Genomic DNA, 26,836 nt, shown 5'->3' on the forward strand with positions numbered 1-26,836 from the left:
CTACACTGGACGGGCGAACGGGTCGGCAAGACGGCCGCGTCGCCGGGGCGAGAGCTCCGGCGCCGAGGAACGTCCGGGCTCCGCAGAGCAGGGCGGTGGGCAACACCCACCCGGGGTGACCCGCGAGACAGTGCCACAGAGAACAGACCGCCACGGGCTCCGGCCCGCGGTAAGGGTGAAACGGTGGTGTAAGAGACCACCAGGGGCCGGAGTGATCCGGTCCGCTCGGTAAACCTCGCCCGGAGCAAGGTCAGACAGAGGACGATGCGGCTGCTCGTCGGGTCCTCGGGTAGACCGCTGGAGGGCCGTGGCGACACGGCTCCGAGAGAGATGGCCGTCCAGCGCCCGCCGAGAGGCGCGGCGTGAACAGAACCCGGCGTATCAGCCGGCCCCTTCGCACGAGGACCCCGCAGCGTTCGACGCTGCGGGGTCCTCGTGGTTCAGGACGGGGTGCTCAGGAGTGGACCCCTCCACCCGCGAGGGCGGCGGCGCCGAGGATCCCCGCGTTGTTGCGCAGCTCGGCCGGGACGATCGGGGTCCGCAGGTCCAGCAGAGGCAGGAACTCCTTGTAGTGCTTCGAGATCCCGCCTCCCACGATGATCAGGTCGGGCCACAGCAGGGCCTCGAGGTGGGAGTAGTAGCGCTGGAGCCGCTTCGCCCACTGCTTGTAGTCGAGGTCCTCGCGCTCCTTCGCGGCGAACGACGCCTTCTTCTCGTAGTCGCCGCCGTGGATCTCGAGGTGGCCGAGCTCGGCGTTCGGGATCAGCACGCCGTTGTAGATCTGCGCGGTTCCGATGCCGGTGCCCAGCGTGGTCATGAGGACGAGTCCCGGCTTGTCCTTCGCGGCGCCGAAGCGCGCCTCCGCATAGCCCGCGGCATCCGCGTCGTTGACGAAGAAGATGTCGCGTCCGATCGCGTCCTCGAACAGCTTCTCGGCCTCGAGGCCGATCCACTCGTCCGAGACGTTCGCGGCCGACATCGTGCGCCCGTGCACGACGGCGGCCGGGAAGCAGATGCCCACGGGAGTGTCGGCGGCCACGTCGGGGAGCGCGTCGATGATCTGGGTGACGACCGCGATGATGTCCTTCGGTCGTCCGCCCTCGGGCGTCGCGAGCTTCACGCGGTCGCTGAGGAGCGCTCCCGCGTCGAGGTCGACGAACGCCCCCTTGATCCCGGTTCCCCCGATGTCGATGCCGATGGCGGTCGTCGAAGCAGTCATACCGGTCATGCTAGCGAAGCGCGAGGAGCAGCTCCCCGGTGCCCGAGCGTAGGATCGGCCCCATGGCTGACGGCGACGAGACCTCCTGGTGGTACAACTCCAAGACCGGTGCGGTGGAGCAGGGGTTCCAGTCCCCGTCCGTGGACCGCGTCGGCCCCTTCGCCTCGCGCGAGGAGGCGGCGGCGGCGCCCGAGCGGCTCCGGGAGAACAGCCGCAGGTGGGCCGAGGAGGAAGCGGCCGAGGACCGCTGACGGCCTTCTACTCGTAGCTGTGCTCGGGGGCCGGGTACTCGCCCGACTCCACGTCCTCGCGGTACGCCGTGACGGCCCCGGTCAGCACCCCGCGCAGGTCCGCGTACTGCTTGACGAAGCGGGGGACGCGACCGGTGGTGAAGCCGGCGAAGTCGGTCCACACGAGCAGCTGGCCGTCCACGTGGGGGCCGGCTCCGACGCCGATCGTCGGGATGCGCAGCTCCTCGGTGACCCGGCGCGCGGCTTCGCTGGGCACCATCTCGAGCACGACCGCGAAGGCGCCCGCCTCCTGGACGGCGCGGGCGTCCGCGAGGAGCTGCTCGAGACCCTCGCCGCGGCCCTGGACGATGTGGCCGCCGAGGCCGTGCTCGCTCTGAGGAGTGAAGCCGACGTGCGCCATGACCGGTATGCCCGCGTCGACGATCCGGCGGATCTGCTCCGCGGAGCGCACCCCGCCCTCGAGCTTCACGGCGTGCGCGTGCGTCTCCTTCATGAAGCGGAAGGCGGTGTGCAGCGCGTCGTCCGGACCGGACTCGTAGGAGCCGAAGGGCATGTCCGCGACCACGAAGGCCCGCTCGACGGCTCCGGCGACCGCCCTGGCGAAGGGGATGAGCTCGTCGACGGTGACGGGGAGCGTCGTGTCGTAGCCCAGCACGTTGTTGCCGGCGGAGTCTCCCACGAGGAGGAAGTCGATCCCCGCCTCGTCGAAGATCCGCGCGGTGAGCTGGTCGTAGCTCGTCAGACCCGTGATGCGCACACCCGAGTCCTTCGCGGTCTGGAAGTGGCGGGTTCGAACGCGTTTCACGGGCTGCGCTGACATGGACCCAGTCTACGGGCGGCGGTCCGGGCGGCACCGGGCGGGCCGCCGTCGGCGGTCGGCGGAGCCGCTAGCCTTAGGGACGAGCAGGAAGGGCCTCGATGGACAAGCAAAGGGACTTCGTTCTTCGCACCATTGAAGAGCGAGGGATCAAATTCGTTCGCCTCTGGTTCACCGACGTCGTCGGCACGCTGAAGTCGGTCGCGATCGCGCCGGCGGAGGTCGAAGGGGCGTTCGCCGAGGGCCTGGGCTTCGACGGCTCGGCGATCGAGGGCCTCACCCGCTCCTTCGAGGCGGACGTGCTCGCGCATCCGGATCCGTCGACGTTCCAGATCCTCCCGTGGCGCGGTGAGATCGACCCCACGGCCCGGATGTTCTGCGACATCACGACGCCCGACGGTCAGCCGGCCGTCGCCGACCCGCGCAACGTCCTCAAGCGGACGCTCGCCAAGGCCGCCGAGCGCGGGTTCACGTTCTACACGCACCCCGAGATCGAGTTCTACCTGCTGAAGTCGTCGACGTTCGGCGCCGAGGGGCCCGAGCCCGTCGACTCCGCCGGGTACTTCGACAACGTCCCGGGAGGCACGGCGCACGACTTCCGCCGCCGTTCCGTCCGCATGCTCGAGGATCTCGGCATCTCGGTCGAGTTCAGCCACCACGAGGCCGGGCCCGGTCAGAACGAGATCGACCTCCGCTACGCCGACGCGCTCACCACGGCCGACAACATCATGACGTTCCGCACGGTCATCAAGGAGGTGGCGATCGAGCAGGGCGTCTACGCGACCTTCATGCCCAAGCCGCTCTCGGGCCACCCCGGATCCGGCATGCACACGCACCTCTCGCTGTTCGAGGGCGACGTCAACGTCTTCTACGAGCAGGGCGCGCAGTACCAGCTCTCCAAGCTCGGCCGCCAGTTCATCGCCGGCCTGCTGAAGCACGCGCCCGAGATCACCGCCGTCACGAACCAGTTCGTGAACTCCTACAAGCGGCTCTGGGGCGGCGACGAGGCGCCGAGCTACGTCTCGTGGGGCCACAACAACCGCTCCGCACTCGTGCGGGTGCCGCTGTACAAGCCCAACAAGGGCCAGTCCTCGCGCATCGAGTACCGCGCGCTCGATTCGGCGGCGAACCCGTACCTCGCGTACTCGCTGCTCCTGGCCGCAGGGCTCAAGGGCATCGAGGAGGGCTACGAGCTCCCGGCCGAGGCCGAGGACAACGTGTGGTCGCTGACCGACGCCGAGCGCCGCGCGCTGGGCTACAGCCCGTTGCCCGCGAGCCTGGACCGCGCGATCTCGCTGATGGAGGAGTCGGAGCTGGTCGCCGAGACGCTCGGGGAGCAGGTCTTCAACTTCGTGCTGCTCAACAAGCGGAAGGACTGGGCCGAGTACCGCGCCCAGGTCACTCCGTACGAGCTGCGCAGCAACCTCGAGATGCTCTGATCCTCTCGCCCCATGGCCCGCGAACGCACTCTCAGTGACATCGCGCGCCTCGGTTTCGCCGAACTCGGCGAGACCGGGGCGCGCATCGCCGAGGCGGAGCAGCTCGCGGGCCGTTCGCTGGGATCGGTCGTGCCGGCCTTCGCCTCGGTCGCCGATCCGGATGCAGCGCTGCTGGCGCTCATCGATCTGCTGCGCAGTCACCGCGATCGGATGGACGCCGTCCTGGCGGACGACGACGCGCTCACGCGGCTCCTGAAGGTCACGGGGGCGTCCTCCGGCATCGCGGACTTCCTGCAGCGGCGTCCGGACGAGCTTGCGAGCCTCCTCGATCCGGTGCTCTCGCTGCCCGGCCGGGCGGAGCTGCGCGACGACATGCTCGACTCCGTCGGAGCCGTCGACGGCTTCGCCGCACTCGGGGAGGAAGCGGGATGGACGGCGCTGCGCGTGCGCTACCGCCGGCTGCTCACCCGCATCGTGGTGCACGACCTCACGCAGGCCGACCCCGTCACGGCGATCGACCGGGTGACCCGCACGCTGGCCGACCTCGCGGGCGCCGCGCTCGAGGCGTCCCTGGCCGTCGCGCGGGCCGACCTGGTCGCCGGCATCGGCCCGGGGCGGTTCACGCGGGACGAGGTCGCGGCGACGAGGCTCGCCGTCATCGGCATGGGCAAGGCGGGCGCCTCCGAGCTCAACTACGTGAGCGACGTCGACGTGATCTTCGTCGCCGAGGGGGATCCGGAGCGCGAGCTCTCGAACGCCCGGGCGATCGACGTCGCGACGCGCCTCGCGGTCCTGCTAATGCGCGGCACGTCCGCCCTGGCGCTCGAGCCGGAGCTGTGGGAGGTGGACCCGAACCTGCGTCCGGAGGGAAAGCAGGGCGCCCTCGTCCGCACGCTCGAGTCGCACGTCACCTATTACGACCGGTGGGCCAAGAGCTGGGAGTTCCAGGCCCTGCTGAAGGCGAGGCCGCTCGCCGGCGATGCGCGGCTCGGGCAGGCGTACGTCGACGCCGTCGCTCCGAAGGTCTGGTCGAGCGCCTCGCGCGAGAACTTCGTCGAATCCGTGCAGCGGATGCGCGAGCGGGTCACCGAACACATCCCGCAGAACGACGTGCATTACCAGATCAAGCTCGGCCCGGGCGGGCTGCGTGACATCGAGTTCACGGTGCAGCTCCTCCAGCTCGTGCACGGCCAGACGGACGACGAGATCCACATGCCGGGCACGCTGCTCGCCCTGGGCGCGCTCGCCGACCGGGGCTACATCGGGCGATCGGCGGCGGACGAGTTCTCGAAGGACTACCGAGCACTGCGCCTGCTCGAGCACCGGCTCCAGCTGCGCCGGCTCCGCCGCACCCACCTCATGCCCCGCGACGAGCACGAGCTGCGGACCCTCGCGCGATCGACCGGGCTCGCCCGTTCGGCCGAGGAGCTGCTCGTCGTGTGGAACGGGATCAAGCACCGCGTGCGCGGGCTGCACGAACGCCTCTTCTACCGTCCGCTGCTGTCGGCGGTCGCCTCGCTGCCCGAAGGAGGAGCGGAGCTCTCGACCGGTCAGGCCGAGGCGCGCCTCGCGGCCATCGGCTTCACCGACGCCCGGGGCGCCCTCGGGCACATCGCCGCCATGACCTCGGGAGTGTCGCGGCGCGCGAGCATCCAGCGGCACCTCGTGCCGGTGATGCTCCAGTGGTTCGCCGACGGCGCCGACCCCGACTACGGACTCCTCGCGTTCCGCCGGCTCAGCGACACCCTCGGCGGCACGCCGTGGTTTCTGCGCATGCTGCGCGACTCCTCCGGCGCGGCGAAGCGGCTGACGACGGTGCTGTCCGGCTCCCGCTACGTCGGGGAGCTGCTCGACCGGATCCCGGAGTCGGCCGCCTGGCTCGAGGACGACGACGATCTCCGTCCCCGGACGGCCGCGCAGCTGAACGAGGAGGTGCGCGCCGTCCTGGCCCGTCACGACACCCCCGAGGCGGTCGCCGCCGTGCTGCGCGCGATGCGCCGGCGCGAAGTGCTGCGCACCGCGATCGGGGGAGTGCTGGGTCTGAGCACGATCGAGGAGATCGCCCGCAGCCTGACCGACATCATCTCGGCTCTGCTGAGCGGAGTCCTCGCGGCCGTGCGGCGCTCGAGCGCCCATCGACCGGGCTCCGACCTCCAGTTCGCCGTGATCGGCATGGGTCGCTACGGGGGAGCGGAACTCGGTTTCGGCTCGGACGCCGATGTCGTCTACGTCCAGCGCCCGGGCTCGGGTGAGCCGCGGGACGCCCAGCTCTACGCGCAGCACCTGGTCGCCGAGCTCGTGCGCCTGACCGAGGACTCCCGGCTGCCGCTCGACCTCGACGCCGATCTGCGCCCCGAGGGCAAGAACGGGCCTCTGGTGCGCTCTCTGGACTCCTACCGCGCCTACTACGCCCGCTGGTCCCTGACCTGGGAGGCGCAGGCGCTGCTCCGCGCTCGCGGAGTGGCCGGTGATGCGCCCCTGATCGCCGACTTCGCCGCTCTCGCCGACGGCGTGCGCTATCCCGCCGAGGTCTCCGACCGCGACATCCGCGAGGTGAAGCGGATCAAGGCCCGCGTCGAGAACGAGCGTCTGCCCCAGGGCGCGGACCCGAGACGCCACCTCAAGCTCGGCCGCGGCTCGCTCAGCGACGTCGAGTGGCTCGTGCAGCTCCTGCAGCTCGAGCACGCGCACACGATCCCGGAGTTGCGGACCACCTCGACGCTCACCGCCCTGCAGGTCGCGGAGCAGGCCGAGCTGCTGACGCCCACCGACGCCGAGCGTCTGCGCGCAGCGTGGCTCCTCTCCTCCCGGGTCCGCTCCGCCATGACGCTGTGGTCGAACCGGACGAGCGACGTCCTGCCGACGGATCGGATGCAGCTCGAGGGCGTCGCCCGACTGCTCGAGTACCCGGCCGGATCGGCCACGCAGCTCGAGGACGACTACCTCGGCGTCACGCGCCGCGCACGCGCGGTCTTCGAGCGCTGCTTCTACGGGCCCGCCGACGGCGAGCCGACGACGCGCTGACCGGCGACCGCCGCGGCCGAGCGCGCCCTCGTGCAACGACGGAGGGCCGCCCTCCCGAAGGAGAGCGGCCCTCTGCGATCCGGTCGGACCCGTCCTGATCGGACCGGGCCTCGACGGATCAGACGCCGTAGTAGAGCTCGAACTCGAAGGGGTGCGGGCGCTGCGCGAGCGGCTTGATCTCCTTCTCGCGCTTGTACTCGATCCAGGTGTCGATGAGCTCCTGCGTGAACACGCCGCCCTGGAGGAGGAAGTCGTGGTCGGCCTCGAGAGCGTCGAGCGCCTCGCCGAGGGTCGCGGGGACCTGCGGGATGAGCTTCGCCTCCTCGGGGGGCAGCTCGTAGAGGTCCTTGTCGACCGGCTCGTGCGGCTCGATGCGGTTCTTGATGCCGTCGAGGCCCGCCATGAGCTGCGCGGCGAACGCGAGGTACGGGTTGCCCGAGGCGTCGGGCGCACGGAACTCGATGCGCTTGGCCTTGGGGTTGGTGCCCGTGATCGGGATGCGGATCGACGCGGAGCGGTTGCCGGCCGAGTAGACCAGGTTGACCGGAGCCTCGAAGCCCGGGATCAGGCGGTGGTACGAGTTGACGGTCGGGTTCGTGAACGCCAGCACGGCCGGAGCGTGCTTGAGCAGGCCTCCGATGTACCAGCGGGCGAGGTCCGAGAGTCCGCCGTAGCCGTTCTCGTCGTAGAAGAGCGGCGTGCCGTCGTTCCACAGCGACTGGTGGGTGTGCATGCCCGACCCGTTGTCGCCGAAGAGCGGCTTCGGCATGAACGTGGCGGTCTTGCCCCACTGCTCGGCCGTGTTCTTCACGATGTACTTGAACTTCAGGATGTCGTCCGCCGCGTGCACCATGGTGTCGAAGCGGTAGTTGATCTCGGCCTGGCCGCCCGTGCCCACCTCGTGGTGCGAGCGCTCGAGGATGAGACCGGCGTCGATGAGCTTGAGGCAGATGTCGTCGCGCAGGTCGGCCTGCTTGTCGACGGGGCTCACGGGGAAGTAGCCGCCCTTGTAGGGCGTCTTGTTGCCGAGGTTGCCGCCCTCCTCGACGCGTCCCGAGTTCCAGGCGCCCTCGACCGAGTCCACCGAGTGGAAGGCCGAGTTCTGCGTGATCTCGTAGCGGACGTCGTCGAAGATGTAGAACTCCGCCTCGGGGGCGAAGAACGCGGTGTCGGCGATGCCGGTCGAGGCGAGGTACTTCTCGGCCTTCTTGGCGACCTGGCGGGGGTCCTTCGAGTAGATCTCCCCGTTGCGCGGGTTGTAGATGTCGAAGACCAGGATCAGCGTGCGCTCGACGCGGAACGGGTCCACGTAGGCGGTGGTCACGTCGGGGATCAGCTGCATGTCCGATTCGTGGATGTTCGCGAATCCGCGGATCGAGGACCCGTCGAAGAGCTGGCCGACGGAGAAGAACTCCTCGTCGACAGTCGAGGCGGGGATGTTGAAGTGCTGCTGGACACCGGGGAGATCGGTGAACCGGATGTCGAGGAACTTGACGTCCGTGTCCTTGATGAACTTGAGCACCTCGGAAGAATCTTTAAACATGCAAAGGTCTCCAATGGCGTAACGGGTGACTGCGGAGCGCAGCCGTCCCAGGTTAGTGACAGGGTGTGTCCCTGCCGTGTCCCCTCTGTTTCCGGCGTGTTACGTGAACCTGGCTCTACGGTCCTTCACCGGCTCGCGGCCGCCTCCGAGACACGGTGGATAGCATGGGACGCATGCCCGAACGCAGGACCTTCGCCGATGTCGCGCCGAGCAGCTGGCCGGGGGAGCGCCTCGGACTCCCCCGTGAGGGACGGATGTCGATCGCCCGCCCCGGACGCCGGATCGCGGCCCTGGTGGTGGACTTCGCGATCGCCGCGCTCCTGTCGCTGGCGTTCTTCCAGTACGACCGGTGGGCCAGCCTGATCCTGTTCGTCGTTCTGCAGGCGGTGTTCATCCCCACCATCGGCGGCAGCATCGGCCACCGGCTCCTGCGGATGCGCGTGGTCCGCCTCGGCGGCGGCTGGGTCGGAGCGTGGCGGCCCCTCGTCCGCTCGGTCCTGCTCGCGGTGCTCGTCCCGGCGCTCGTCTGGGACTCGGACCAGCGCGGCTTCCACGACAAGGTCGCCGGAACGGTGCTCGTCCGCTACTGACCACTCGCCCGCTGCTGAACCCTCGGCCGCACGCCGCCCGCCCGATGGGCCGGACCGTGAGGATCCGGGAACCGCTTCGGGCCGGGAAGAACAGCGGGGCCGTGCGCCTCGACGGCGAACGGCCCCGGTGGGGGAGTGATCAGCGCGAGCGCTGCGGACGGACCTTGAACGGGTCCACTCCCTTGGGGATCGGCAGCGAGGTGTTCAGCGACGCGAGACGGTTCTTGACGGCGAGGACCTCGGCCTTGGTGAGGGTCTTCTTCGTCTTGGCGAGGGTCCGGGGGATGCGGTGCAGCGGCACCGAGTCGGCGTCGGGCCCGACGTGCACGAACGTGACGGGGACGTTCGGCAGGATCCGGGTGACCTTGCGGCGCTCGTCGTCGAGCATCCGCTTCGTGCGCCCGGACGGCCCCTCGGCGATCAGCACGACACCACCGCGACCGACGGCGCGGTAGACCGCGTCCTGCGTCTTGCCGTTCACGGCCACCGGCATCTCGGTGCCGGTCCAGCTGCCGCGGAGTCCGCTGCGCAGCACGGCGCCCACCGCGCCGGGCTGACCGGCGATCTGACCGTAGGCCGCACGCTCGGCGCGACGCGAGAGCACCGCAAGACCGGCGACCATGCCGGCGAGGAGGCCGACGAGGATCCAGAGGGCGATGACGAATCCGTTGCCGTCGCCCAGGAGGATCCCGAGGAGCACGCCGAGCAGGACGGGGAGCAGGGCGGCGAGGAGGATGATCCACACGGCGCTGCTGTCGTAGCGGCGGGTCATCTGGAACACCTGCCACATCTGCTTGAGACGTCCGGGTTCCTTGACCGCCTTCGTCGACGGTTCCGTGCTGCGTGCCATGGGGTCAAGGATACCGAGCCGACCCGGGGATCGGGACCGATCGCGTCGGAACCCGGGCGGGGCGCCTCCCCAGCCCGCCGTGCGGGCCTTCCCTCCACCGATCGCCCGGGCCGGGCGCCGGGGGCTCCCGCCGAGGGCACACTCGGCGCATGGCATCGACCTCCGATCAGCACGACGCCGGGCCGGGACCGGCCCTCGCCGGACACGAGCTCGTCGGGCCCTCCGCGCTCGGCGAGCTCGTCCGCGCTCCCGACGGAGCCGTCCTGCTGGCCCGCCGGTACTCGCGGGAGGAGGCGGCGGCCTCGCTCCGCTCCGGCCTCGCCGATCTGCCTCCCCACGAGCATCGGGAGAGCCTCGTGGACCTCGCCGACGAGGACGAGGAGGAGGACACCGTCGTGCTGCTGACCCGACCGGCCGTCGTCGACACTCTCGCGGGCCTCCTGACCCGCGGCCGTGTCCTCACTGCGGGAACGGCGGTCACGGTCCTCGCCCCGATCGCCGCCGCGCTCCGCGACGCCCAGGATCACGGAGTGCTCCTCTCGGTCGAGGCCGGGACGGTCGGGCTGACGGCCCAGGGGCGGCCCGTGCTGCTGCTGACCGGTGGCGACGGCGCGACGACGGCCCCCGCCGAAGCGCTGCGGCGACTGATGCTCGTCGTCCTGCCGCTGTCCCCGCCTCCGGCGACAGCGGATCTCGCCGAGCTCGAAGCGCACCTGTACCGTTCGGCGGCCCCGGCGCCGCTCGGGGACCTGCTCGCGTCTCCGGTCGTTCCGACGGTGCCCGCGGAGGAGGATCCTGTCGCGCCGGTCGCCGCGTTCGATCGCGCACGGAGAGCCCTCGTCGCGCTGAGCCGCCGGACACGTCGGGCTCGTCGCGGTCCCCGGAGCCGGCCACCCGGTCCGGCAGGGCCCGCCCTGGACGGCGGCCCCGCGAGGCACCGGCGCGTGCACCCTCTCGACGGCTGGAGACGGAGGGCACTCACCGTCGTGGTGGAGCGACGGGGACCGCTGCTGTCGGCCGCGGTCGTCGTGCTGGGCGCCCTGATCGCCTCGCTCGCGGCGCAGGGCGGCGGAGAGTCGGCGCGGTCGGCGGCGGCGGACGATCGGAGCGGCGCGTCCGCCCGCCCGAGCACTTCGTCACCTGCGGCTCCCTCACCGCCGTCCCCCGGCACTTCCGCCGGTGACGCGGCGACGGCCCTGCTCCTCGCCGCTGCGTCGTGCACGGCGGGCGAGGACGCCTCCTGCCTCCGCAGTCTGACGACGGACGACTCGCCGCTGCGCTCCGAGGGCGGGTCCGACTACGTCGTGTCGCTCGGACCACTGGACGGCGCGATCCTCACCGACACGCACGGTGCGACCGCACTCGTCGAGGTCGGCGTGGACGGAGGAACGACAGCGGCCTCCGTCCTGATCATCAGGACGGAGGCCGGCTGGCTGCTGCGCGAGGTGTTCACCGAGTGAGGGCGGGACGCCCCGGCCTCAGCGGCACCTCGCGATCAGATGCCGAGGTCGTTCTCGAACGAGCCCTCCTCGAGGCGCTCCTTGATCGCGACCAGGAACCGCGCCGCGTCTGCGCCGTCCACCGTGCGGTGGTCGTACGAGAGCGCGAGGTAGACGGTCGAGCGGATCGCGATGGCGTCCTGACCGTCGACCTGCACCACGGCGGGCTTGCGGGTCACGATGCCGGTGCCGAGGATCGCGGTCTGCGGCAGGAAGACGACCGGCGTGTCGAACAGCGCCCCGCGCGATCCGGTGTTGGTCAGCGTGAAGGTGCCGCCGGCCAGCTCGTCGGGCTTGAGCTTGTTGTTGCGGGTGCGCTCCGCGAGGTCGCCGATGGTGGAGGCGATCTGCGCGAGGTCGAGGTCCGATGCGTTCTTCAGGACCGGGGTCAGCAGGCCGCGCTCGGTGTCGACCGCGATGCTGATGTTCTCGTGGTCCGGGTAGACGATCGAGTCGCCGTCGAGCGTCGAGTTGATGACCGGGTAGGCCTTCAGCGCCTCGGCGGCCGCCAGTGCGAAGAACGGGAGGAAGGACAGCTTGGCGCCGGTCTTCTCCTGGAAGCTCTTCTTCACCGAGTCGCGGAATCGGGCGACGTTGGTCACGTCGACCTCGACGACCGAGGTGAGCTGAGCGGTCGACTGCATCGACTCGACGGCGCGCTGGGCGAGGACCTTCCGCAGACGCGAGAGCGACTGCGTCGTGCCGCGCAGGGGCGAGGTCTCGAGCGGGGTGCGCGCGGCCTTCGCAGCGGCGGCGGCAGGAGCCGACACGGGGGCGGCGGGAGCCGACTTGGCGGCCTCGACCGCGTCGAGGACGTCCTGCTTGCGGATGCGCCCGCCGACACCGGTACCGGTGAGGGAGGCCAGGTCGATGCCGTGCTCGCTCGCGAGCTTGCGCACGAGCGGCGTGACGTATCCGGGGTTCGAGTCGGTCGGCTCGGGGGTCGCGGCCTGCGCGGGAGCCGCGGCGGCGGGCGCCGGCGCGGGCACCGACGGGGCCGGAGCCGACGCCTCGGGGGCGGCGGGCTTCTCAGCGGCGGGGGCCGGCTCGGGCTCGGCGGGGGCCGGAGCCTCCTCCTCGCTGTCCGAGTCGACGGACGGGGTCGCGACGTCGGTGGGCTCGGTCTCGGCGGCCTGGACCTCCGGAGCCTCCTCGGCCGCGGGGGCCTCGGGCTCGGCGGGGGCGGCCGACGCGGAACCGTCGCCGATCCGGACCAGCTCGGCCCCGACCTCGACGGTCTCGTCCTCCTGGACGAGGATCTCCTCGATGACACCGGCGACGGGCGACGGGATCTCGGTGTCGACCTTGTCGGTCGACACCTCCAGCAGGGGCTCGTCGACCTCGACGCGATCCCCCACGTTCTTCAGCCAGCGGGTGACCGTTCCTTCCGTGACACTCTCTCCGAGTGCCGGGAGGCTGACGGATTCGCTCATGATCCTGTCTCCTTAAGACGTGTGCGTGCAGTGTTCAGCTTAGTGAAGCGGGAGCGACGGGTCGCCGCCCCCGCGGTGGGTCTAGAGGGCGTGCAGCGGCTTCCCGGCCAGCGCGAGATGCGCCTCGCCGAGCGCCTCGTTCTGAGTGGGGTGCGCGTGCACGAGGGGCGCGACGTCCTCGGGATGCGCCTCCCAGTTCACGATGAGCTGGGCCTCCCCGATCAGCTCGCCGACGCGGGCGCCGACCATGTGGACGCCGACGACAGGGCCGTCGACGACGCGGACGACCTTGACCGAGCCGCTCGTGCCGAGGATGGTGCTGCGAGCGTTCCCGCCCAGGTTGTAGTCGTACGACGCGATGCGCTCCGCACCGTACTCGGCCACGGCCAGCGCCTCGGTGAGTCCGACCGACGCGACCTCCGGGTCGCTGTAGGTGACCTTCGGGACGTTGACATCGGCGACGACCTGCGGGCCGAGGCCGGCGATCTCCTCGGCGACGAAGACGCCCTGCTGGAAGCTCCGATGGGCCAGCTGGAGACCGGGCACGATGTCCCCCACGGCGTAGACGCCCGGAACGGAGGTCTGCAGGCGCTCGTCCGCCACGACGTAGCCGCGATCGAGAGCCACCCCCGCCTCCTCGAGGCCGAGGCCGGCGGTGACGGGACCGCGGCCGACCGCCACCAGGAGCACGTCGCCCTCGAGCACGGCTCCGCTCTCGAGGCTCACGCTCACGCCCGACTCGGACTGGGAGACCGAGGAGACGCGCGAGCCGAGCTGGAAGGAGATGCCGCGCTTGCGGAAGGCGCGCTCGAGCTGCTTGCTCGCGCTCTCGTCCTCGTTCGGCACGAGGTGGGGGAGCGCCTCGACGATGGTGACCTCGGCGCCGAAGGAGCGCCAGACGCTCGCGAACTCGACTCCGATGACCCCGCCGCCGAGCACGACGACCCGGTCGGGCACGTGGTCGAGCTCGAGGGCCTCGTCGCTGGTGAGGACGCGACCGCCGATCGCGATCCCGGGCAGGGTCCGCGAGGCCGAGCCTGTGGCGACGACGATCGACCCGCCGTGGAGGACGTGCTCGCCGACGACGACGGTCCTCGGGCCGGCCAGACGGCCGTCACCCTCGACGACCGTGATGCCGCGCGAGGAGACGAGGCTCTGCAGGCCCTTGTACTTGCCGGCGACCACGCCCCGGCGGTACCGGGTGACGCCGGCGATGTCGATGCCCTCGAAGCTCGCGAGGACGCCGTACTTCTGCGCGTCCTTCGCCCCGTCCGCCAGCTCGGCGGCGTGCAGCAGGGCCTTCGTGGGGACGCAGCCGCGGTGGAGGCAGGTGCCGCCGAGCTTGTCCCGCTCGACGAGAGCCACGCTGAGCCCCAGTTGAGTCGCCCGCAGCGCGGCGGCGTAACCGCCGCTGCCCCCGCCGAGCACGACCAGGTCGTAGCTCTCTTCCGACACCCAGTGACTCCCTTGCGACGTGCGGTCCCGGTCTCCCGCGGGCCGCGGCGCGGAGCGCTCAGGACCGGCGGAGGAGGGGACGAGGCGGGATCTCCCGCCCCGTCGACCCTACTACGCGCTCGCGAAGCCCTCGGCCAGCGCCACGAGCGTCCGTACGGTGACTCCCGTCGGCCCGCCCGCCGTGAAGCCGTAGGCCCCTCCGGCGTTGTTGGCGGGACCCGCGATGTCGAGGTGGGCCCAGGGGATGGTGGTCGCGGCCTCGCCCTCCCCGCGGGTGCCGATGAACTCGCGCAGGAAGTGCCCGGCGATCAGCATGCCGCCGGCCGTGCTGCCGATCTTCACGTTGGCGAGGTCGGCGACGTCGGAGTTCAGGAGCGGGCGCAGCTCGGCCGGGAAGGGCATCTGCCAGAAGGGCTCGCCCGCATCGGCGGCGGTGGCGACGACCCGGGCGGCGAAGTCGTCGTCGCCCATGACGCCCGTGTAGCGGTTGCCCAGGGCGACGCTCGCGGCTCCGGTCAGGGTCGCGACGTCGATGATCGCGTCGGGCTGCTCCTCGCTCGCCGCGACGAGCCCGTCGGCGAGCACGAGTCGCCCCTCGGCGTCGGTGTTGAGGACCTCGACCGTCGTCCCGCCGCGGATCGTCAGCACGTCGTTGGGCCGGATGGCGCTGCCGGAGGGGAGGTTCTCCGCGATGCAGAGCCAGGCGGTCACCCGGACGGGGAGCGCGAGCTCCGCGACGGCGCGTGCGACGGCCCACACGGTCGCCGCGCCCGTCATGTCGTACTTCATCCCCACCATCGAGGCCGGCGGCTTGAGCGAGAGTCCGCCGCTGTCGAAGGTGATGCCCTTGCCCACCAGCGCGAGGTGAGCGGTCGCTCCCTCCGGCGAGTAGGAGACCTTCACCAGGCGCGGCGGCCGGGTCGAGCCGCTGCCCACTCCGAGGATGCCGCCGAAGCCCTCCTCGGCCAGTGCCGCCTCGTCCCAGACGGTGACCTCGAGGGGCAGCCCGGCGGCGCCCTCCTGGACTGCCTCGGCGAGGGTCTGCGGGTAGAGGTGAGACGGCGGCGTGTTGACGAGGTCCTTGACCTCGGCGACAGCCCGGGCGACGATCAGCGCGCGCTCGAGGATCGCGGGGTCCGCCGTCTCCTGGGTCGAGACGAGCAGGACGGACTCGACGGGGGTCTTCACCGTCGCGGCGGTGGTGCCGCGGAAGGCGGTGAACGAGTAGGAGCCCAGGGCGGCGCCCTCGGCGACGGCGGCGAGTGCCTCCGGAGTCGTGGCGGGAAGCGCGAGCGCGACGGACGCGGTCCCCGCCAGGGTGCGCACCGCGAGACCCGCTGCGGCGCGGAGGGCGTCGGTGGCCGGCTCCGCCGAGCCGAGGCCGACGAGCACGACGACGCCCGCGCGACCGGTCGACGGCACGCGCAGGATCGAGTCGACGGCTCCCGTGGCGCCGAGCGCCGGGAGGGCGCCGACCAGGTCCTCGAAGCCCGTCGCCCCGAGCAGCTGCGGCCCGTCCGGGCCCGGCGCGACGCCCAGGACGAGGGCGTCGGTGTCGATGTCGGAGGCGGGCGCGGACGTGTACTCGAGAGAGGAGAGGGGCATGGCGGCAATGCTAGGCGCTGTTCGCTCAGGGCCGAGCGCCGCTCGCCAGGGGCCCGACGGGTGCCGTCTACAGTGAGAGGCATGCTGGATCCGGAAGACCTGTTCGAGATCGAGGGCGACCTCTCCGAGGTTCCGCGCGGGCTGCACCTCGTCGCCGGCCTGACCGGCTTCACCGACGCCGGAGGCGCCGTCGGACAGCTGGGGGAGTACCTGCTCGACACCCTCGAGCACCGCCCGATCGCCGCCTTCGACCAGGACCAGCTCCTGGACTACCGCGCTCGCCGGCCGATCATCACGTTCGATCAGGACCACCTGACCGACTACCGCCCGGCCGTCCTGCGCCTCTCGGTCGCGCGCGACGAGCTGCACCAGCCGTTCCTCCTGCTCACCGGATTCGAGCCCGACTTCCAGTGGGAGCGCTTCACGCGGGCCGTGGTCTCGCTCATCGAGCGGCTCGAGGTCGCGAGCACCACCTGGGTCCACGCGATCCCGATGCCCGTGCCGCACACCCGACCCGTCGGGGTCACGGTCAGCGGCAACCGCGAGGACCTCGTCGAGGCGATGTCGGTCTGGCGCCCGCACACGCAGATCCCCTCGAACGTCCTGCACCTGCTCGAGCTCCGCCTCTTCGAGCGCGGGATGCCGGCGGTCGGCTTCGCGCTCCTCATCCCGCACTACCTCTCGGACACCGAGTACCCGCAGGCCGCCGTGGCGGCGCTCGAGAGCATCTCGGCCTCGACGGGCCTCATCTTCCCGACCGACCGCCTCCGCGAGAGCGGGCGCGAGTTCCTCGCCAAGGTGGACGAGCAGGTCGCGGGGAACGAGGAGCTGCAGAAGCTCGTCGCGGCGCTGGAGTCGCGGCACGACACCTACATGGAGGGCACGAGCCTCCGGTCCCCGCTCACCGACGAGGACGGCTCCGTTCCCACGGCTGATGCTCTGGCCGCCGAGCTCGAGAAGTTCCTCGCGATCCGGCGCCCGGGGGAGGACTCCGCCGCGTCCTAGGGCCCACCCGCCGTCGGTAGGATCGGACGAGTGCGATCTCGTCGAGCGTGGTTCGTCTTCGGAGCCGGTGCCTTCGCCTACCTGGTGGCGGTCCTGGACCGCACCACTCTGGGCGTCGCGGGAGTCGACGCCGCCGAGCGCTTCGGAGTCGCCGCAGCGGTGCTCTCCTCGCTGGCCGTCGTCCGGCTGATCGTCTACGCCGGGATGCAGATCCCGGTCGGGATCCTGATCGACCGCTTCGGGCCGAAGACCCTCATCCTCTCCGGCACGGCGCTCATGATGGTCGGGCAGGTCGTGCTCGCCCTCGCCCCGTCGATCGGAGTCGCGATCGTGGGGCGGATCCTGGTGGGTGCCGGCGACGCGGCGATCTTCACCTCCGTCATCCGCCTGACGGTCGCGTGGTTCAGCGGCCCGATCGTCCCGCAGCTGTCGCAGTGGATCGGCAACATCGGGCAGATCGGGCAGATCCTCTCGGCCCTCCCGTTCGCCGCGATCCTGCACTCCGTCGGCTGGACGCCGGCGTTCCTCTCCGCGGCGGCGCTGGGCGCCGTCGCCTTCCTCGGAGTGCTGCTCCTGATCAGCGATCTGCCGCCGCGCACGGAGCCAATCGTCCTGACTCCGCCGACACTCCGGGCCACCATCGCCCAGCTCGGCGTGAGCCTGCGTCGACCGGGAACCCAGCTGGGATTCTGGTCGCACTTCGTGACGCAGTCCTCGGGAACCGTCTTCACCCTGCTCTGGGGCTATCCGTTCCTCGTCTACGCGATCGGGCTGCCGCCGGCCGTCGCGGCGCCGACCCTCACGATCGTCGTCGTCGCCGGCATCGTGGTCGGCCCCGTCCTCGGAGTGCTCACCGCCCGGCATCCCATGCGGCGGAGCAACCTCGTGCTGGGGATCGTCACCACCATGGGCGTCGCGTGGACCGTCGTCCTGCTCTGGCCCGGCGTACCGCCGTACTGGCTGATCGTCCTCCTGCTGATCGTCATCGGCGCCGGGGGACCCGGGTCGATGATCGGCTTCGACTTCGCCCGGACCTTCAATCCCTCCCGTGCCCTCGGCGCCGCCAACGGCGTGGTCAACGTCGGCGGGTTCCTGGCGAGCTTCACGATGATGTTCGCGATGGGGCTCATCCTCGACGCGCTCGCGGGACCGGACGGCGACGCCGCTCGGCTCTACTCGATGGAGAGCTTCCGCCTCGCGTGGTGCGTCCAGTACGTCGTCGTGGGCCTCGGGGTCGTCGGTCTGATCAGCGCCCGGCGCCGGACGAGGCGCCGGCTCGCCGAGGACGAGGGAATAATGGTGGCCCCTCTCTGGGTTGCACTGAGTGACCGCCTCCGTCGAGGACGTCCCGGACGCTGATCGAGCGACCGGCTCCACTGCGGCGGGGCAGCGGGTCGACGGGATCGGCACCGGAGGCTCGCGACCGATCGATCGGAGTCCTCAGGGGCTCCGCGCGCGACCGTACTACTCAGGCGTGCAATAATTGTCAATAGGACCCGTTCGGGTCGAGGAGCACCACGCCCACGTCGGGCGTGCGACGTCCTCGACTTGACATGGGTCCTCGTAATGCCCACCGACGGACGGCGCCCTCCGGAGCCGCTCGCAACCGGGACGCAACGGATGGAGAGGTGCCGCCATGGCCACCAGAGCTACCAAGACCGCAACGCTCGACGCCGTCGACGACGACGCGACGACGACCAAGAAGCCCGCCGCACGCAAGCCCGCTGCGGCCAAGACCCCGCGCGCCCGGGCCGCGACCAAGGCCGCCGCGCCCGTCGAGGACGAGGACTCGCCCGAGGCCGTCGAGCCCGAGGAGGTCGACGAGGACGAGACCGAGGTCGTCGCCGTCGTCGAGGAGCCCGAGACCGAGTCGAAGGACGACGCCGAGACGGCGGACGCCCCCGCGGCCCCCGCCGCCGCGCCCGAGGCCCCGCTCCCCAGCGGCGCGCTCGTCCTCTCCTTCGGCGGCGAGGACGACGAGGTCCCCGTCTACTCGACGGCGATCACCGGCGCCACCGCCGACCCGGTCAAGGACTACCTCAAGCAGATCGGCAAGGTCGCGCTCCTGAACGCGGCCGAGGAGGTCGAGCTCGCGATGCGCATCGAGGCGGGCCTCTTCGCCGAGGACAAGCTCGCCAACTCCACCGATCTCAGCCCCGAGCTCGTCCGCGAGCTCCGCTGGGTCGCGAAGGACGGGCAGCGGGCGAAGAGCCACCTGCTCGGAGCGAACCTCCGACTCGTGGTCAGCCTCGCCAAGCGCTACACCGGTCGCGGGATGCAGTTCCTGGATCTGATCCAGGAGGGCAACCTCGGTCTGATCCGCGCGGTCGAGAAGTTCGACTACACCAAGGGCTTCAAGTTCTCGACGTACGCGACGTGGTGGATCCGCCAGGCGATCACCCGCGCGATGGCCGACCAGGCCCGCACCATCCGCATCCCTGTGCACATGGTCGAGGTCATCAACAAGCTGGCCCGCGTCCAGCGTCAGATGCTCCAGGACCTGGGCCGCGAGCCCACCCCGGAGGAACTGTCCCGCGAGCTCGACATGACCCCTGAGAAGGTCATCGAGGTGCAGAAGTACGGCCGCGAGCCGATCTCGCTGCACACGCCCCTGGGCGAGGACGGCGACAGCGAGTTCGGCGACCTCATCGAGGACACCGAGGCCGTGGTCCCGGCGGACGCCGTGGGCTTCACCATGCTGCAGAAGCAGCTGGAGTCGCTCCTCGACTCCCTGTCCGAGCGCGAGGCGGGCGTGATCCGCATGCGCTTCGGCCTCGGCGACGGCATGCCGAAGACCCTCGACCAGATCGGGGACACCTTCGGCGTGACGCGCGAGCGCATCCGCCAGATCGAGTCGAAGACCATGGCGAAGCTCCGCCACCCGTCCCGCTCGCAGTCGCTCCGCGACTACCTCGAGTAGGCCGGTGATCCGCTACGCGCCGGCGGTCCTCCTCGGGAGGGCCGCCCGCTTCGCGGCACGCCTCCGGAAGCCCGGCGGAGGATCCGCCGTGCCCGGGCTCGTCGTCAACCGCGTCGCTCCCGGGTTCCTGCCCGCGGTCCTCGACGGCTTCCCCGAGGGGCTCGTCGTCGTCACCGGGTCGGCCGGCAAGTCGACGACCACGAAGATGCTGGTCGCCGTCCTCCGCGCCCACGGGCTGAGCGTGTTCACCAACCCGTCGACCGCCAACATCGCGCAGGGCCTCACCTCCGCCCTCCTGGAGCGGACGGACCTGCGGGGACGCATCGACGCGGACATCGCCGTCCTCGAGATGGACGAGGGGCACGGGGCGCGGCTCGCTCCCCGCATGCGCCCCCGCGTCGTCGTGCTCACCAACGTCGTGGTCGATCAGATCGACCGCTTCTTCGACCCCTCGATGGTCGCGCGGATGCTCGCCTCGATCTCGGAGCGGGCGACCGGTCGGGTCGTGCTCAACGCCGACGACCGCCACGTGGCCGACATCGCCACGAGCCTCCCCGCCGATCGGGTGCAGTGGTACGGAGTCGCTCCGGCCGTCCGTGCCGCCGCTCCCGGCGGACTCGGCTACGCGGCGGAGGCAGCGACGGGAACGGACCGCGCGACGACGATCGTCTCCGCTACAAACGGGGCGGCGGCCGAGATCCTGAGCGACGGGGTCCTGCTCGACATCGGACTCCCGGCGCGCGGGATCCACTACGCCGTGGACGCCGCTGCCGCCGTCTCGACTGCGCGCGCCGTGCTCGGCGACCGCTTCGACGCGGACACCGCCTCCGCCGCCCTGTCCTCGATCGCTCCCGTGTTCGGACGAGGCGAGGTCGTCGTGGTCCGCGGCCAGGAGGTCGAGTTCGTCCTGGTGCAGAACCCGGCGAGCTACCGGCTGAACATCTCCGAGATCCCGACGGGGACCGAGCAGATCATGCTCGCGATCGGCTCCGACGTGCGCGATCCCTCGTACTTCTGGCCCGTCGACACGTCCGGCCTCGGCCGGGTGCGCGTGGTCTCGGGATCCAAGGCCCACGAGGCCGCGCTCCACCTGCAGTACGACGGAGTAGCGATCGACGCGGTCGACGAGGATCTCGGCCGAGCACTCGACGGCTTCCTGGCGCTGCCGGCACCGTCGACCGGGCGCAAGACGATCGTCTTCTCCGCCGACTCGATGCGCCGGACCCGCGCCCACCTCCAGCTCACCTCCAACCGCGAGGAGACCTCGTGACCTCTCTGCGGATCGGCGTGCTCGCCCCCGACGTGCTCGACAGCAACGGCGATGCGGCGAACGCCCGCGTCCTCGTCACCCGGGCGCGATGGGCCGGACTCGATGCGGACGTCGTCCCGCTGCGTCACCGGGACGACTTCCGCGATCGTCCCGACGTGCTGGTCGCCGGCACCGGGGCCGATGAGGACCTCCCGGCGGTCCTCGACGTGCTCCGCGACGTCGATGCCACCGTGCGGGGCTGGGCCGACTCCGGGACCGAGTTCGTCGCGATCGGGGCGGGCTGGGAGCTGCTCGCGCAGTCGTTCACGACCGCGTCGGGCATCGTGCAGGGGATCGGCGTCTTCCCGGGTCGCGCCGTCCCCGCTGCCGCCCGCGCCACCGACGATCTGGTCGTCGAGTCGCCCGCCGGCGTCCTGGTGGGCTTCGAGAACCATCTGCGGCGCTTCGAGGGGATCGACCCCGGCACCGTGCTCGGTCGTGTCCTGCACGGGACGGGCGACGGGGAGGGTCTCGAGGGCCACCTCGCCGGATCGCTGCTCGGGACCCACCTGCACGGTCCGCTGCTCGCGAAGAACCCGGTGCTCGCCGATGCGATCCTGACGAGGATCGCCGAGCGCAACGGCCTGGAGTACGCGGTCGTGGATCAGCGACTCGTCCGTGCCGATGAAACAGCTCGAGCCGCCCGCGAGGTCATCGCGAAGCGGCTCGGCGTCGGCCTGTAGGACGCGCTCAGCGTCCGTCGGGCCGATCGGGGGCGGTGGCCCGGACGATCAGGGGCGCTGCTCCTCGAAGAGCCGCGCGGACTCGTCGTGCCAGCTCTGAGCGATGCTGGAGAGCTTCTCCTGGTACTTCTTGCCGTGGTGGGCGCAGAACAGCAGTTCTCCGCTGTTCACGACGACGCGGATGTACGCCTGGGCTCCACAGCTGTCGCAGCGGTCGGCAGCGGAGAGCTGGTGGGCACCCGCGAGCTCGTCCACGCCAGTAGGGGTTGCGGTGGTCGACATGACTTGGCCTCCTGCACTCGGTCTTCGATCTCTGCTTAGTGGAACCCATCCAAGCACGCGATTGTTTCTGCACCGAGACGATCGGAGGGCATTTCGCTGTGCGCGTAGGCCCGCCGGATCACTGGCGCTCGGTGCAGGGCACCGCCCGGGTCGCGTCCCGGAGTGAGGGTTCCGCGAAAGTAAACTGGAGGAATGGCCTCCACCGACTACTCCGCCCGGCACCTCTCCGTCCTGGAAGGCCTCGAGGCGGTCCGGAAGCGGCCGGGCATGTACATCGGCTCGACCGATTCACGCGGCCTGATGCACTGCCTGTGGGAGATCATCGACAACTCCGTCGACGAGGCACTCGCGGGGCACGGCACCGAGATCAGCGTCGTCCTCCACGCCGACGGCAGCGTGGAGGTGCGAGACCGCGCGCGCGGGATCCCGGTCGACATCGAGCCCAAGACCGGCCTGTCCGGCGTCGAGGTCGTCTTCACCAAGCTGCACGCCGGCGGCAAGTTCGGCTCCGGCTCCTACGCGGCCTCGGGCGGCCTGCACGGCGTGGGCGCCTCCGTGGTCAACGCCCTCTCGGAGCGGCTCGACGTCGAGGTCGACCGCAACGGCCGCACCTACCGCATGTCGTTCCACCGCGGCGAGCCCGGTCGCTTCGCGGATGCGGGGGAGCCCACTCCGGACGCGCCGTTCACGCCCTTCGAGAACGGCTCGGAGCTCGCCGTCGTCGGCAAGGTCGCGAGAGGAGTCACCGGCACCCGCGTGCGCTACTGGACCGACCGCCAGATCTTCACGAAGGGCGCGGCCTTCCAGACGGACGATCTCGTCACGCGCGCACGGCAGACGGCGTTCCTGGTTCCCGGGCTCACCCTCGACATCGTCGACGACCGGGAGGACGAGCGGCGCGCCGAGATGTTCCGCTACGACGGCGGCATCTCGGAGTTCGTCGAGTTCCTCGCGCCCGATTCCGCCGTGACCGACGTGCTCCGTCTGACCGGCACCGGGACCTTCACCGAGAACGTCCCCGTGCTCACCCCGGGTGGCGCCATGGTGTCCACCGAGGTGGAGCGCAGCTGCGAGGTCGACATCGCCCTGCGCTGGGGCACCGGCTACGAGACGGTGATGCGGAGCTTCGTCAACATCATCGCCACGCCCAAGGGAGGCACGCATCAGACCGGCTTCGAGCAGGGACTGCTCAAGCTCCTCCGCTCCCAGGTCGAGGCGAACGCGCGCCGGCTGAAGGCGGGCTCGGACAAGGTCGAGAAGGACGACGTGCTCGCCGGCCTCACGGCGGTGCTCACGGTCCGTCTCCCCGAGCCGCAGTTCGAGGGCCAGACGAAGGAGATCCTCGGCACCCCCGCCGTGCGCGCCATCGTCGCGCAGACGGTCGGCTCGACACTCGGCGCCGTCTTCTCCTCGGCGAAGCGCGAGGACAAGACGCAGATGTCCCAGCTGCTCGAGAAGGTCGTCGCCGAGATGAAGTCGCGCATCTCGGCGCGCGCGCACAAGGAGACGCAGCGCCGCAAGAACGCGCTGGAATCGTCGTCGCTGCCCGCGAAGCTCGTCGACTGCCGCAGCAACGACGTCGACAACAGCGAGCTCTTCATCGTCGAGGGCGACTCCGCCCTCGGCACCGCGAAGCTCGCGCGCAACAGCGAGTACCAGGCACTGCTGCCGATCCGGGGCAAGATCCTGAACGTGCAGAAGGCGAGCGTCGCCGACATGCTCTCGAACACGGAGTGCGCCTCGATGATCCAGGTCATCGGCGCGGGCTCGGGTCGCTCGTTCGACCTGTCGGTGGCGCGCTACGGCAAGATCATCCTGATGAGCGACGCCGACGTCGACGGCGCGCACATCCGCACCCTCCTGCTCACGCTGTTCTTCCGCTACATGCGGCCGCTGGTCGAGGCGGGCCGGGTGTTCGCGGCCGTGCCTCCGCTGCACCGCGTGGTCGTGATGAACGCGGGCAAGAAGCCGAACGAGACGATCTACACGTACTCCGAGAAGGAGCTGCAGAGCGTGCTCGCCGCCCTGGCGAAGGCGGGGCGGCGATTCCAGGACCCGATCCAGCGCTACAAGGGCCTCGGCGAGATGGATGCGGATCAGCTCGCCACGACGACGATGGACCGCGCCCGCCGCACGCTGCGCCGAGTCCGCGTGTCCGACGCCGAGAACGCGGGCCGGGTCTTCGAGCTGCTGATGGGCAACGAGGTGGCGCCGCGGAAGGACTTCATCGTCCGCGGATCCGAGACGCTCTCGCGCGACCGCATCGACGTGTGACCGTCCCGGGCCCGACGGCGGTCAGAGCAGCTCGGGAGCCGCGCCGATCGTCGCCACGGGCGCCGAGAGCGGCACTCCCGATCCATCGCGCTTCATGCCGGACTCCGGCAGTGCCGCGACGGACCCGTCGGCCTCGAGGGCGTGCGCCGGGCCCGGACCGACCCAGGCGACCCCGAGGGCCGTCTCGCCCTTGAGGAAGCGCTGGGCGCGGACGCCGCCGGTCGCCCGGCCCTTGGACGGGAACTCCGAGAACGGCGAGACCTTCGCGCTGCCGGTGTCGGTGCCGGTCAGCGCCCAGCTGTCGACCGCGACGGTCGCGACGACCGCGTCCTCGCGGTCGTCCGCCTCGACCACGGCGAAGTGCACGACCTCGTCGGTCTCGCCGAGCTTGACTCCGGCCATGCCCCCTGCTGTCCGGCCCTGAGGCCGCACCGCCGACGCCGGGAAGCGCAGGAGCTGGGCCTCCCCGGTGACGAAGACCAGCTCGTCCTCGTCGCCGGCGGGCGCCGCTCCCACGACCGCGTCCTTGGGCTTGAGCGCGATGAGCTCGACGTCGGGCCGGTTCTGCAGCTCGGTGGCCGACACCCTCTTCACGACACCCTGGAGCGTGCCGAGGGCGATCGGGCGGGTGTCGTCGAGCGCCACCAGAGCGAGCACGCGCTCGTCCTTGCCGAGCGCCGGGAGGTAGTCCGCCATGCGCACGCCGGCGCCGAGCTGGACGGAGGACGACGGGACGGAGGGGACGTCGACGGGGGAGAAGCGGAGCAGCCGTCCCGCGCTCGTCACGGCGCCGATGTCGGTGCGGCTCGTCGTGTCGAGGGCGCTGAGGACGGCGTCGTGCTTGCTGCGCCGGGTCGCCCTGACCGGCTGCGCCGCCGCCTCGGGATCGCGGTCGACGCGGACCATGCGGCCGGTGGTGCTGAGATGCACCCGGCACGGCACGTCGGCGATCTCGAGTACTGCGGCGGTCTTGCGCCCGGTGGTCGCGACGGAGGGGCGCGCCTCGGTGAGGAGCGTGCGACGAGGGGTGCCCAGGCGCTGCGCGACGTCGTCCAGCTCGTCGGACACGAGCGACTCGATCCGGCTGCGGCTCGCGAGCAGCGCCTCCAGCTCGGCGATCTCGGCGAGAAGAGTGTCGCGCTCGGTCTCGAGCTCGATCCGGGAGAACCTCGTCAGTCGGCGCAGCTGGAGCTCGAGGATGTAGTCGGCCTGGATCGTGCTGAGATCGAAGACCTCGATGAGGCGCGCTCTGGCCGCAGCGGTGTCGTCGCTCGCGCGGATCAGCTGGATGACCTCGTCGATGTCGACGATGGCCACGAGGAGTCCCTCGACGAGGTGCAGGCGCTCCTGGCGCTTGCGGAGGCGGTACTGCGACCGCCGCGTCACGACGGTGACGCGGTGGCCCACGTAGACCTGGAGGAGCTCCCGGAGTCCGAGCGTGCGCGGCTGCCCGTCGACCAGGGCCACGTTGTTGATCGCGAAGCCGTCCTCGAGGGGCGTGTAGCGGTAGAGCTGCTCGAGGACCGCCTCCGGGCTGAAGCCCGTCTTGATGCCGATCACGAGACGCAGGCCGTTGTCGCGGTCCGTGAGGTCGGTGACGTCCGAGATGCCGCTGAGCTTCTTGTTCTGAACGCCGTCCTTGATCTTGTCGATGACCTTCTCGGCCCCGACGAGATAGGGGAGCTCGGTGACGACCAGCCCGGACTTCCGGGCGGTGATGCTCTCGACGGAGACCCGAGCCCGGGTCTTGAAGCTCCCGCGCCCGGTCGCGTAGGCGTCGCGCACGCCGGCGAGACCGACGATCGTCCCGCCGCTGGGGAAGTCGGGACCCGGCACGAAGGACATGAGGTCCTCGAGCGAGGCCTCCGGGTGGGCGATCAGGTGCCGCGCCGCTCCGATCACCTCGATCAGGTTGTGCGGCGCCATGTTCGTCGCCATGCCGACCGCGATGCCGCTGGCGCCGTTGACCAGCAGGTTCGGGAACGCCGAGGGCAGGACCTCGGGCTGCTGGTGCGAGTTGTCGTAGTTGGGGACGAAGTCGACGACGTCCTCGCCCAGGTGCTCGGTCATCGCCATGGCGGCGGGCGCGAGCCGCGCCTCGGTGTAGCGGGCGGCCGCGGGGCCGTCGTCGAGCGAGCCGAAGTTGCCGTGGCCGTCGACCAGGGGGACCCGCAGGGTGAAGGGCTGGGCGAGGCGCACGAGCGAGTCGTAGATCGAGGCGTCGCCGTGCGGGTGCAGCTTGCCCATGACCTCGCCGGTCACCCGCGCCGACTTGACGTGGCCGTGGTCCGGCCGCAAGCCCATCTCGCTCATCATGTAGAGGATGCGGCGCTGCACCGGCTTCAGTCCGTCGCGGGCATCGGGCAGCGCCCGCGAGTAGATGACCGAGTAGGCGTACTCGAGGAACGACCCCTCCATCTCGGTCGAGACGTCGACGTCCTCGATGCGCTCGGACAGCGAGGAGTGTGCGGCCGGAGTGGATCCGGACGAGGGGGATGCGGCGTTCATGACTCACTTCGGTGGCGGGCGCAGGGCGACGGCGCCGGGTGGCGCCTCTCGCTCTCAGCACGGGGCTCGCGGGCCGGGACGACCGGGCGGGAAGCTCCGAGTGCCTCGTCGCACCGGACCCCGTCGTGCT

Annotated in this window: 20 protein-coding genes and 1 other RNA gene; 12 read left to right on the forward strand and 9 right to left on the reverse strand. The window is 71.0% G+C overall.

Annotation, left to right across the window (positions count from 1 at the left end; translation table 11 throughout):
• Positions 1-18 precede the first annotated feature (18 nt).
• An RNA gene (gene rnpB / locus AC0CID_RS03530) (RNase P RNA component class A) lies at positions 19-397 on the forward strand.
• A gap of 57 nt (positions 398-454) precedes the next feature.
• Here the strand turns inward: rnpB and ppgK are convergent.
• Positions 455-1,219, reverse strand: a complete 765-nt coding sequence (ppgK, locus tag AC0CID_RS03535) for a polyphosphate--glucose phosphotransferase (protein WP_207406396.1) — start codon at positions 1,217-1,219, stop codon at positions 455-457.
• Positions 1,220-1,281: 62 nt separating this feature from the next.
• Between ppgK and AC0CID_RS03540 the strand changes: the two genes are divergently transcribed.
• Positions 1,282-1,470 carry an SPOR domain-containing protein gene (locus AC0CID_RS03540; protein ID WP_465225797.1) on the forward strand — a complete coding sequence of 63 codons (189 nt, stop codon included), beginning with the start codon at positions 1,282-1,284 and terminating at the stop codon, positions 1,468-1,470.
• A gap of 7 nt (positions 1,471-1,477) precedes the next feature.
• On the opposite strand, the gene panB is transcribed toward AC0CID_RS03540, so the two are convergent.
• Positions 1,478-2,290: a 3-methyl-2-oxobutanoate hydroxymethyltransferase gene (gene panB, locus AC0CID_RS03545; RefSeq protein ID WP_465225798.1), complete on the reverse strand. Its 813-nt coding sequence runs from the start codon at positions 2,288-2,290 to the stop codon at positions 1,478-1,480.
• 98 nt (positions 2,291-2,388) lie between these two features.
• On the opposite strand from panB, the gene AC0CID_RS03550 reads away from it, so the two are divergent.
• Positions 2,389-3,726 carry a glutamine synthetase family protein gene (locus tag AC0CID_RS03550; RefSeq protein ID WP_055792319.1) on the forward strand — a complete coding sequence of 446 codons (1,338 nt, stop codon included), beginning with the start codon at positions 2,389-2,391 and terminating at the stop codon, positions 3,724-3,726.
• Between the two features lie 12 nt (positions 3,727-3,738).
• A complete protein-coding gene (locus AC0CID_RS03555; protein WP_465225799.1) occupies positions 3,739-6,750 on the forward strand; it encodes a bifunctional [glutamine synthetase] adenylyltransferase/[glutamine synthetase]-adenylyl-L-tyrosine phosphorylase in 3,012 nt (1,003 codons plus the stop codon).
• A gap of 118 nt (positions 6,751-6,868) precedes the next feature.
• Here AC0CID_RS03555 and glnA read toward each other — a convergent pair whose 3' ends face one another.
• The gene (gene glnA, locus AC0CID_RS03560) at positions 6,869-8,293 is read right to left on the reverse strand and encodes a type I glutamate--ammonia ligase (RefSeq protein WP_055792314.1); all 1,425 of its coding nucleotides are present in this window, start codon (positions 8,291-8,293) and stop codon (positions 6,869-6,871) included.
• Positions 8,294-8,466: 173 nt separating this feature from the next.
• Here glnA and AC0CID_RS03565 point away from each other — a divergent pair, with 173 nt between their 5' ends.
• Positions 8,467-8,883 carry an RDD family protein gene (locus AC0CID_RS03565; RefSeq protein WP_207406390.1) on the forward strand — a complete coding sequence of 139 codons (417 nt, stop codon included), beginning with the start codon at positions 8,467-8,469 and terminating at the stop codon, positions 8,881-8,883.
• Positions 8,884-9,022: 139 nt separating this feature from the next.
• Here the strand turns inward: AC0CID_RS03565 and AC0CID_RS03570 are convergent, their stop codons facing one another.
• Positions 9,023-9,733, reverse strand: coding sequence for a DUF4191 domain-containing protein (locus tag AC0CID_RS03570; RefSeq protein WP_465225800.1), 711 nt, complete (start codon positions 9,731-9,733; stop codon positions 9,023-9,025).
• 149 nt (positions 9,734-9,882) lie between these two features.
• Here AC0CID_RS03570 and AC0CID_RS03575 point away from each other — a divergent pair, with 149 nt between their 5' ends.
• Entirely contained in the window at positions 9,883-11,193 is a 1,311-nt protein-coding gene (locus AC0CID_RS03575; protein WP_465225801.1) for a hypothetical protein, read from the forward strand.
• A 35-nt stretch (positions 11,194-11,228) separates the two neighbouring features.
• Here AC0CID_RS03575 and sucB read toward each other — a convergent pair whose 3' ends face one another.
• The 3 genes from sucB to AC0CID_RS03590 form a co-directional block, all read right to left on the reverse strand.
• Positions 11,229-12,665 (reverse strand): 2-oxoglutarate dehydrogenase, E2 component, dihydrolipoamide succinyltransferase, encoded by a 1,437-nt coding sequence (gene sucB, locus AC0CID_RS03580; protein ID WP_465225802.1) that lies wholly within the window; start codon positions 12,663-12,665, stop codon positions 11,229-11,231.
• Between the two features lie 81 nt (positions 12,666-12,746).
• Positions 12,747-14,120 carry a dihydrolipoyl dehydrogenase gene (lpdA, locus tag AC0CID_RS03585; protein WP_465225803.1) on the reverse strand — a complete coding sequence of 458 codons (1,374 nt, stop codon included), beginning with the start codon at positions 14,118-14,120 and terminating at the stop codon, positions 12,747-12,749.
• A gap of 111 nt (positions 14,121-14,231) precedes the next feature.
• On the reverse strand, positions 14,232-15,725 hold the full coding sequence (locus tag AC0CID_RS03590) for a leucyl aminopeptidase (RefSeq protein WP_465225804.1): 1,494 nt from the start codon (positions 15,723-15,725) through the stop codon (positions 14,232-14,234).
• An 81-nt stretch (positions 15,726-15,806) separates the two neighbouring features.
• On the opposite strand from AC0CID_RS03590, the gene AC0CID_RS03595 reads away from it, so the two are divergent.
• The 5 genes from AC0CID_RS03595 to AC0CID_RS03615 all read left to right on the forward strand — a co-directional run bounded on the left by AC0CID_RS03595 (position 15,807) and on the right by AC0CID_RS03615 (position 21,642).
• The gene (locus tag AC0CID_RS03595; RefSeq protein WP_465225805.1) at positions 15,807-16,730 is read left to right on the forward strand and encodes a proteasome assembly chaperone family protein; all 924 of its coding nucleotides are present in this window, start codon (positions 15,807-15,809) and stop codon (positions 16,728-16,730) included.
• 30 nt (positions 16,731-16,760) lie between these two features.
• A complete protein-coding gene (locus tag AC0CID_RS03600) occupies positions 16,761-18,089 on the forward strand; it encodes an MFS transporter (RefSeq protein ID WP_465225806.1) in 1,329 nt (442 codons plus the stop codon).
• A 277-nt stretch (positions 18,090-18,366) separates the two neighbouring features.
• Complete coding sequence (locus AC0CID_RS03605) at positions 18,367-19,650, forward strand: RNA polymerase sigma factor (RefSeq protein WP_465225807.1); 1,284 nt, start codon at positions 18,367-18,369, stop codon at positions 19,648-19,650.
• A gap of 88 nt (positions 19,651-19,738) precedes the next feature.
• Entirely contained in the window at positions 19,739-20,920 is a 1,182-nt protein-coding gene (locus AC0CID_RS03610; RefSeq protein WP_465225808.1) for a Mur ligase family protein, read from the forward strand.
• Positions 20,917-21,642, forward strand: a complete 726-nt coding sequence (locus tag AC0CID_RS03615; RefSeq protein ID WP_465225809.1) for a type 1 glutamine amidotransferase — start codon at positions 20,917-20,919, stop codon at positions 21,640-21,642. The genes AC0CID_RS03610 and AC0CID_RS03615 overlap by 4 nt, the downstream gene beginning before the upstream one ends.
• A 48-nt stretch (positions 21,643-21,690) precedes the next feature.
• Here AC0CID_RS03615 and AC0CID_RS03620 read toward each other — a convergent pair whose 3' ends face one another.
• The gene (locus AC0CID_RS03620) at positions 21,691-21,924 is read right to left on the reverse strand and encodes a DUF7455 domain-containing protein (protein ID WP_207405723.1); all 234 of its coding nucleotides are present in this window, start codon (positions 21,922-21,924) and stop codon (positions 21,691-21,693) included.
• A gap of 192 nt (positions 21,925-22,116) precedes the next feature.
• On the opposite strand from AC0CID_RS03620, the gene AC0CID_RS03625 reads away from it, so the two are divergent.
• A complete protein-coding gene (locus AC0CID_RS03625; RefSeq protein ID WP_465225810.1) occupies positions 22,117-24,198 on the forward strand; it encodes a DNA gyrase/topoisomerase IV subunit B in 2,082 nt (693 codons plus the stop codon).
• Positions 24,199-24,219: 21 nt separating this feature from the next.
• Here AC0CID_RS03625 and AC0CID_RS03630 read toward each other — a convergent pair whose 3' ends face one another.
• A complete protein-coding gene (locus AC0CID_RS03630) occupies positions 24,220-26,706 on the reverse strand; it encodes a DNA gyrase/topoisomerase IV subunit A (RefSeq protein ID WP_465225811.1) in 2,487 nt (828 codons plus the stop codon).
• Between the last annotated feature and the right edge of the window lie 130 nt (positions 26,707-26,836).

The sequence above is a fragment of the Rathayibacter sp. AC451 genome, from assembly GCF_979253095.1.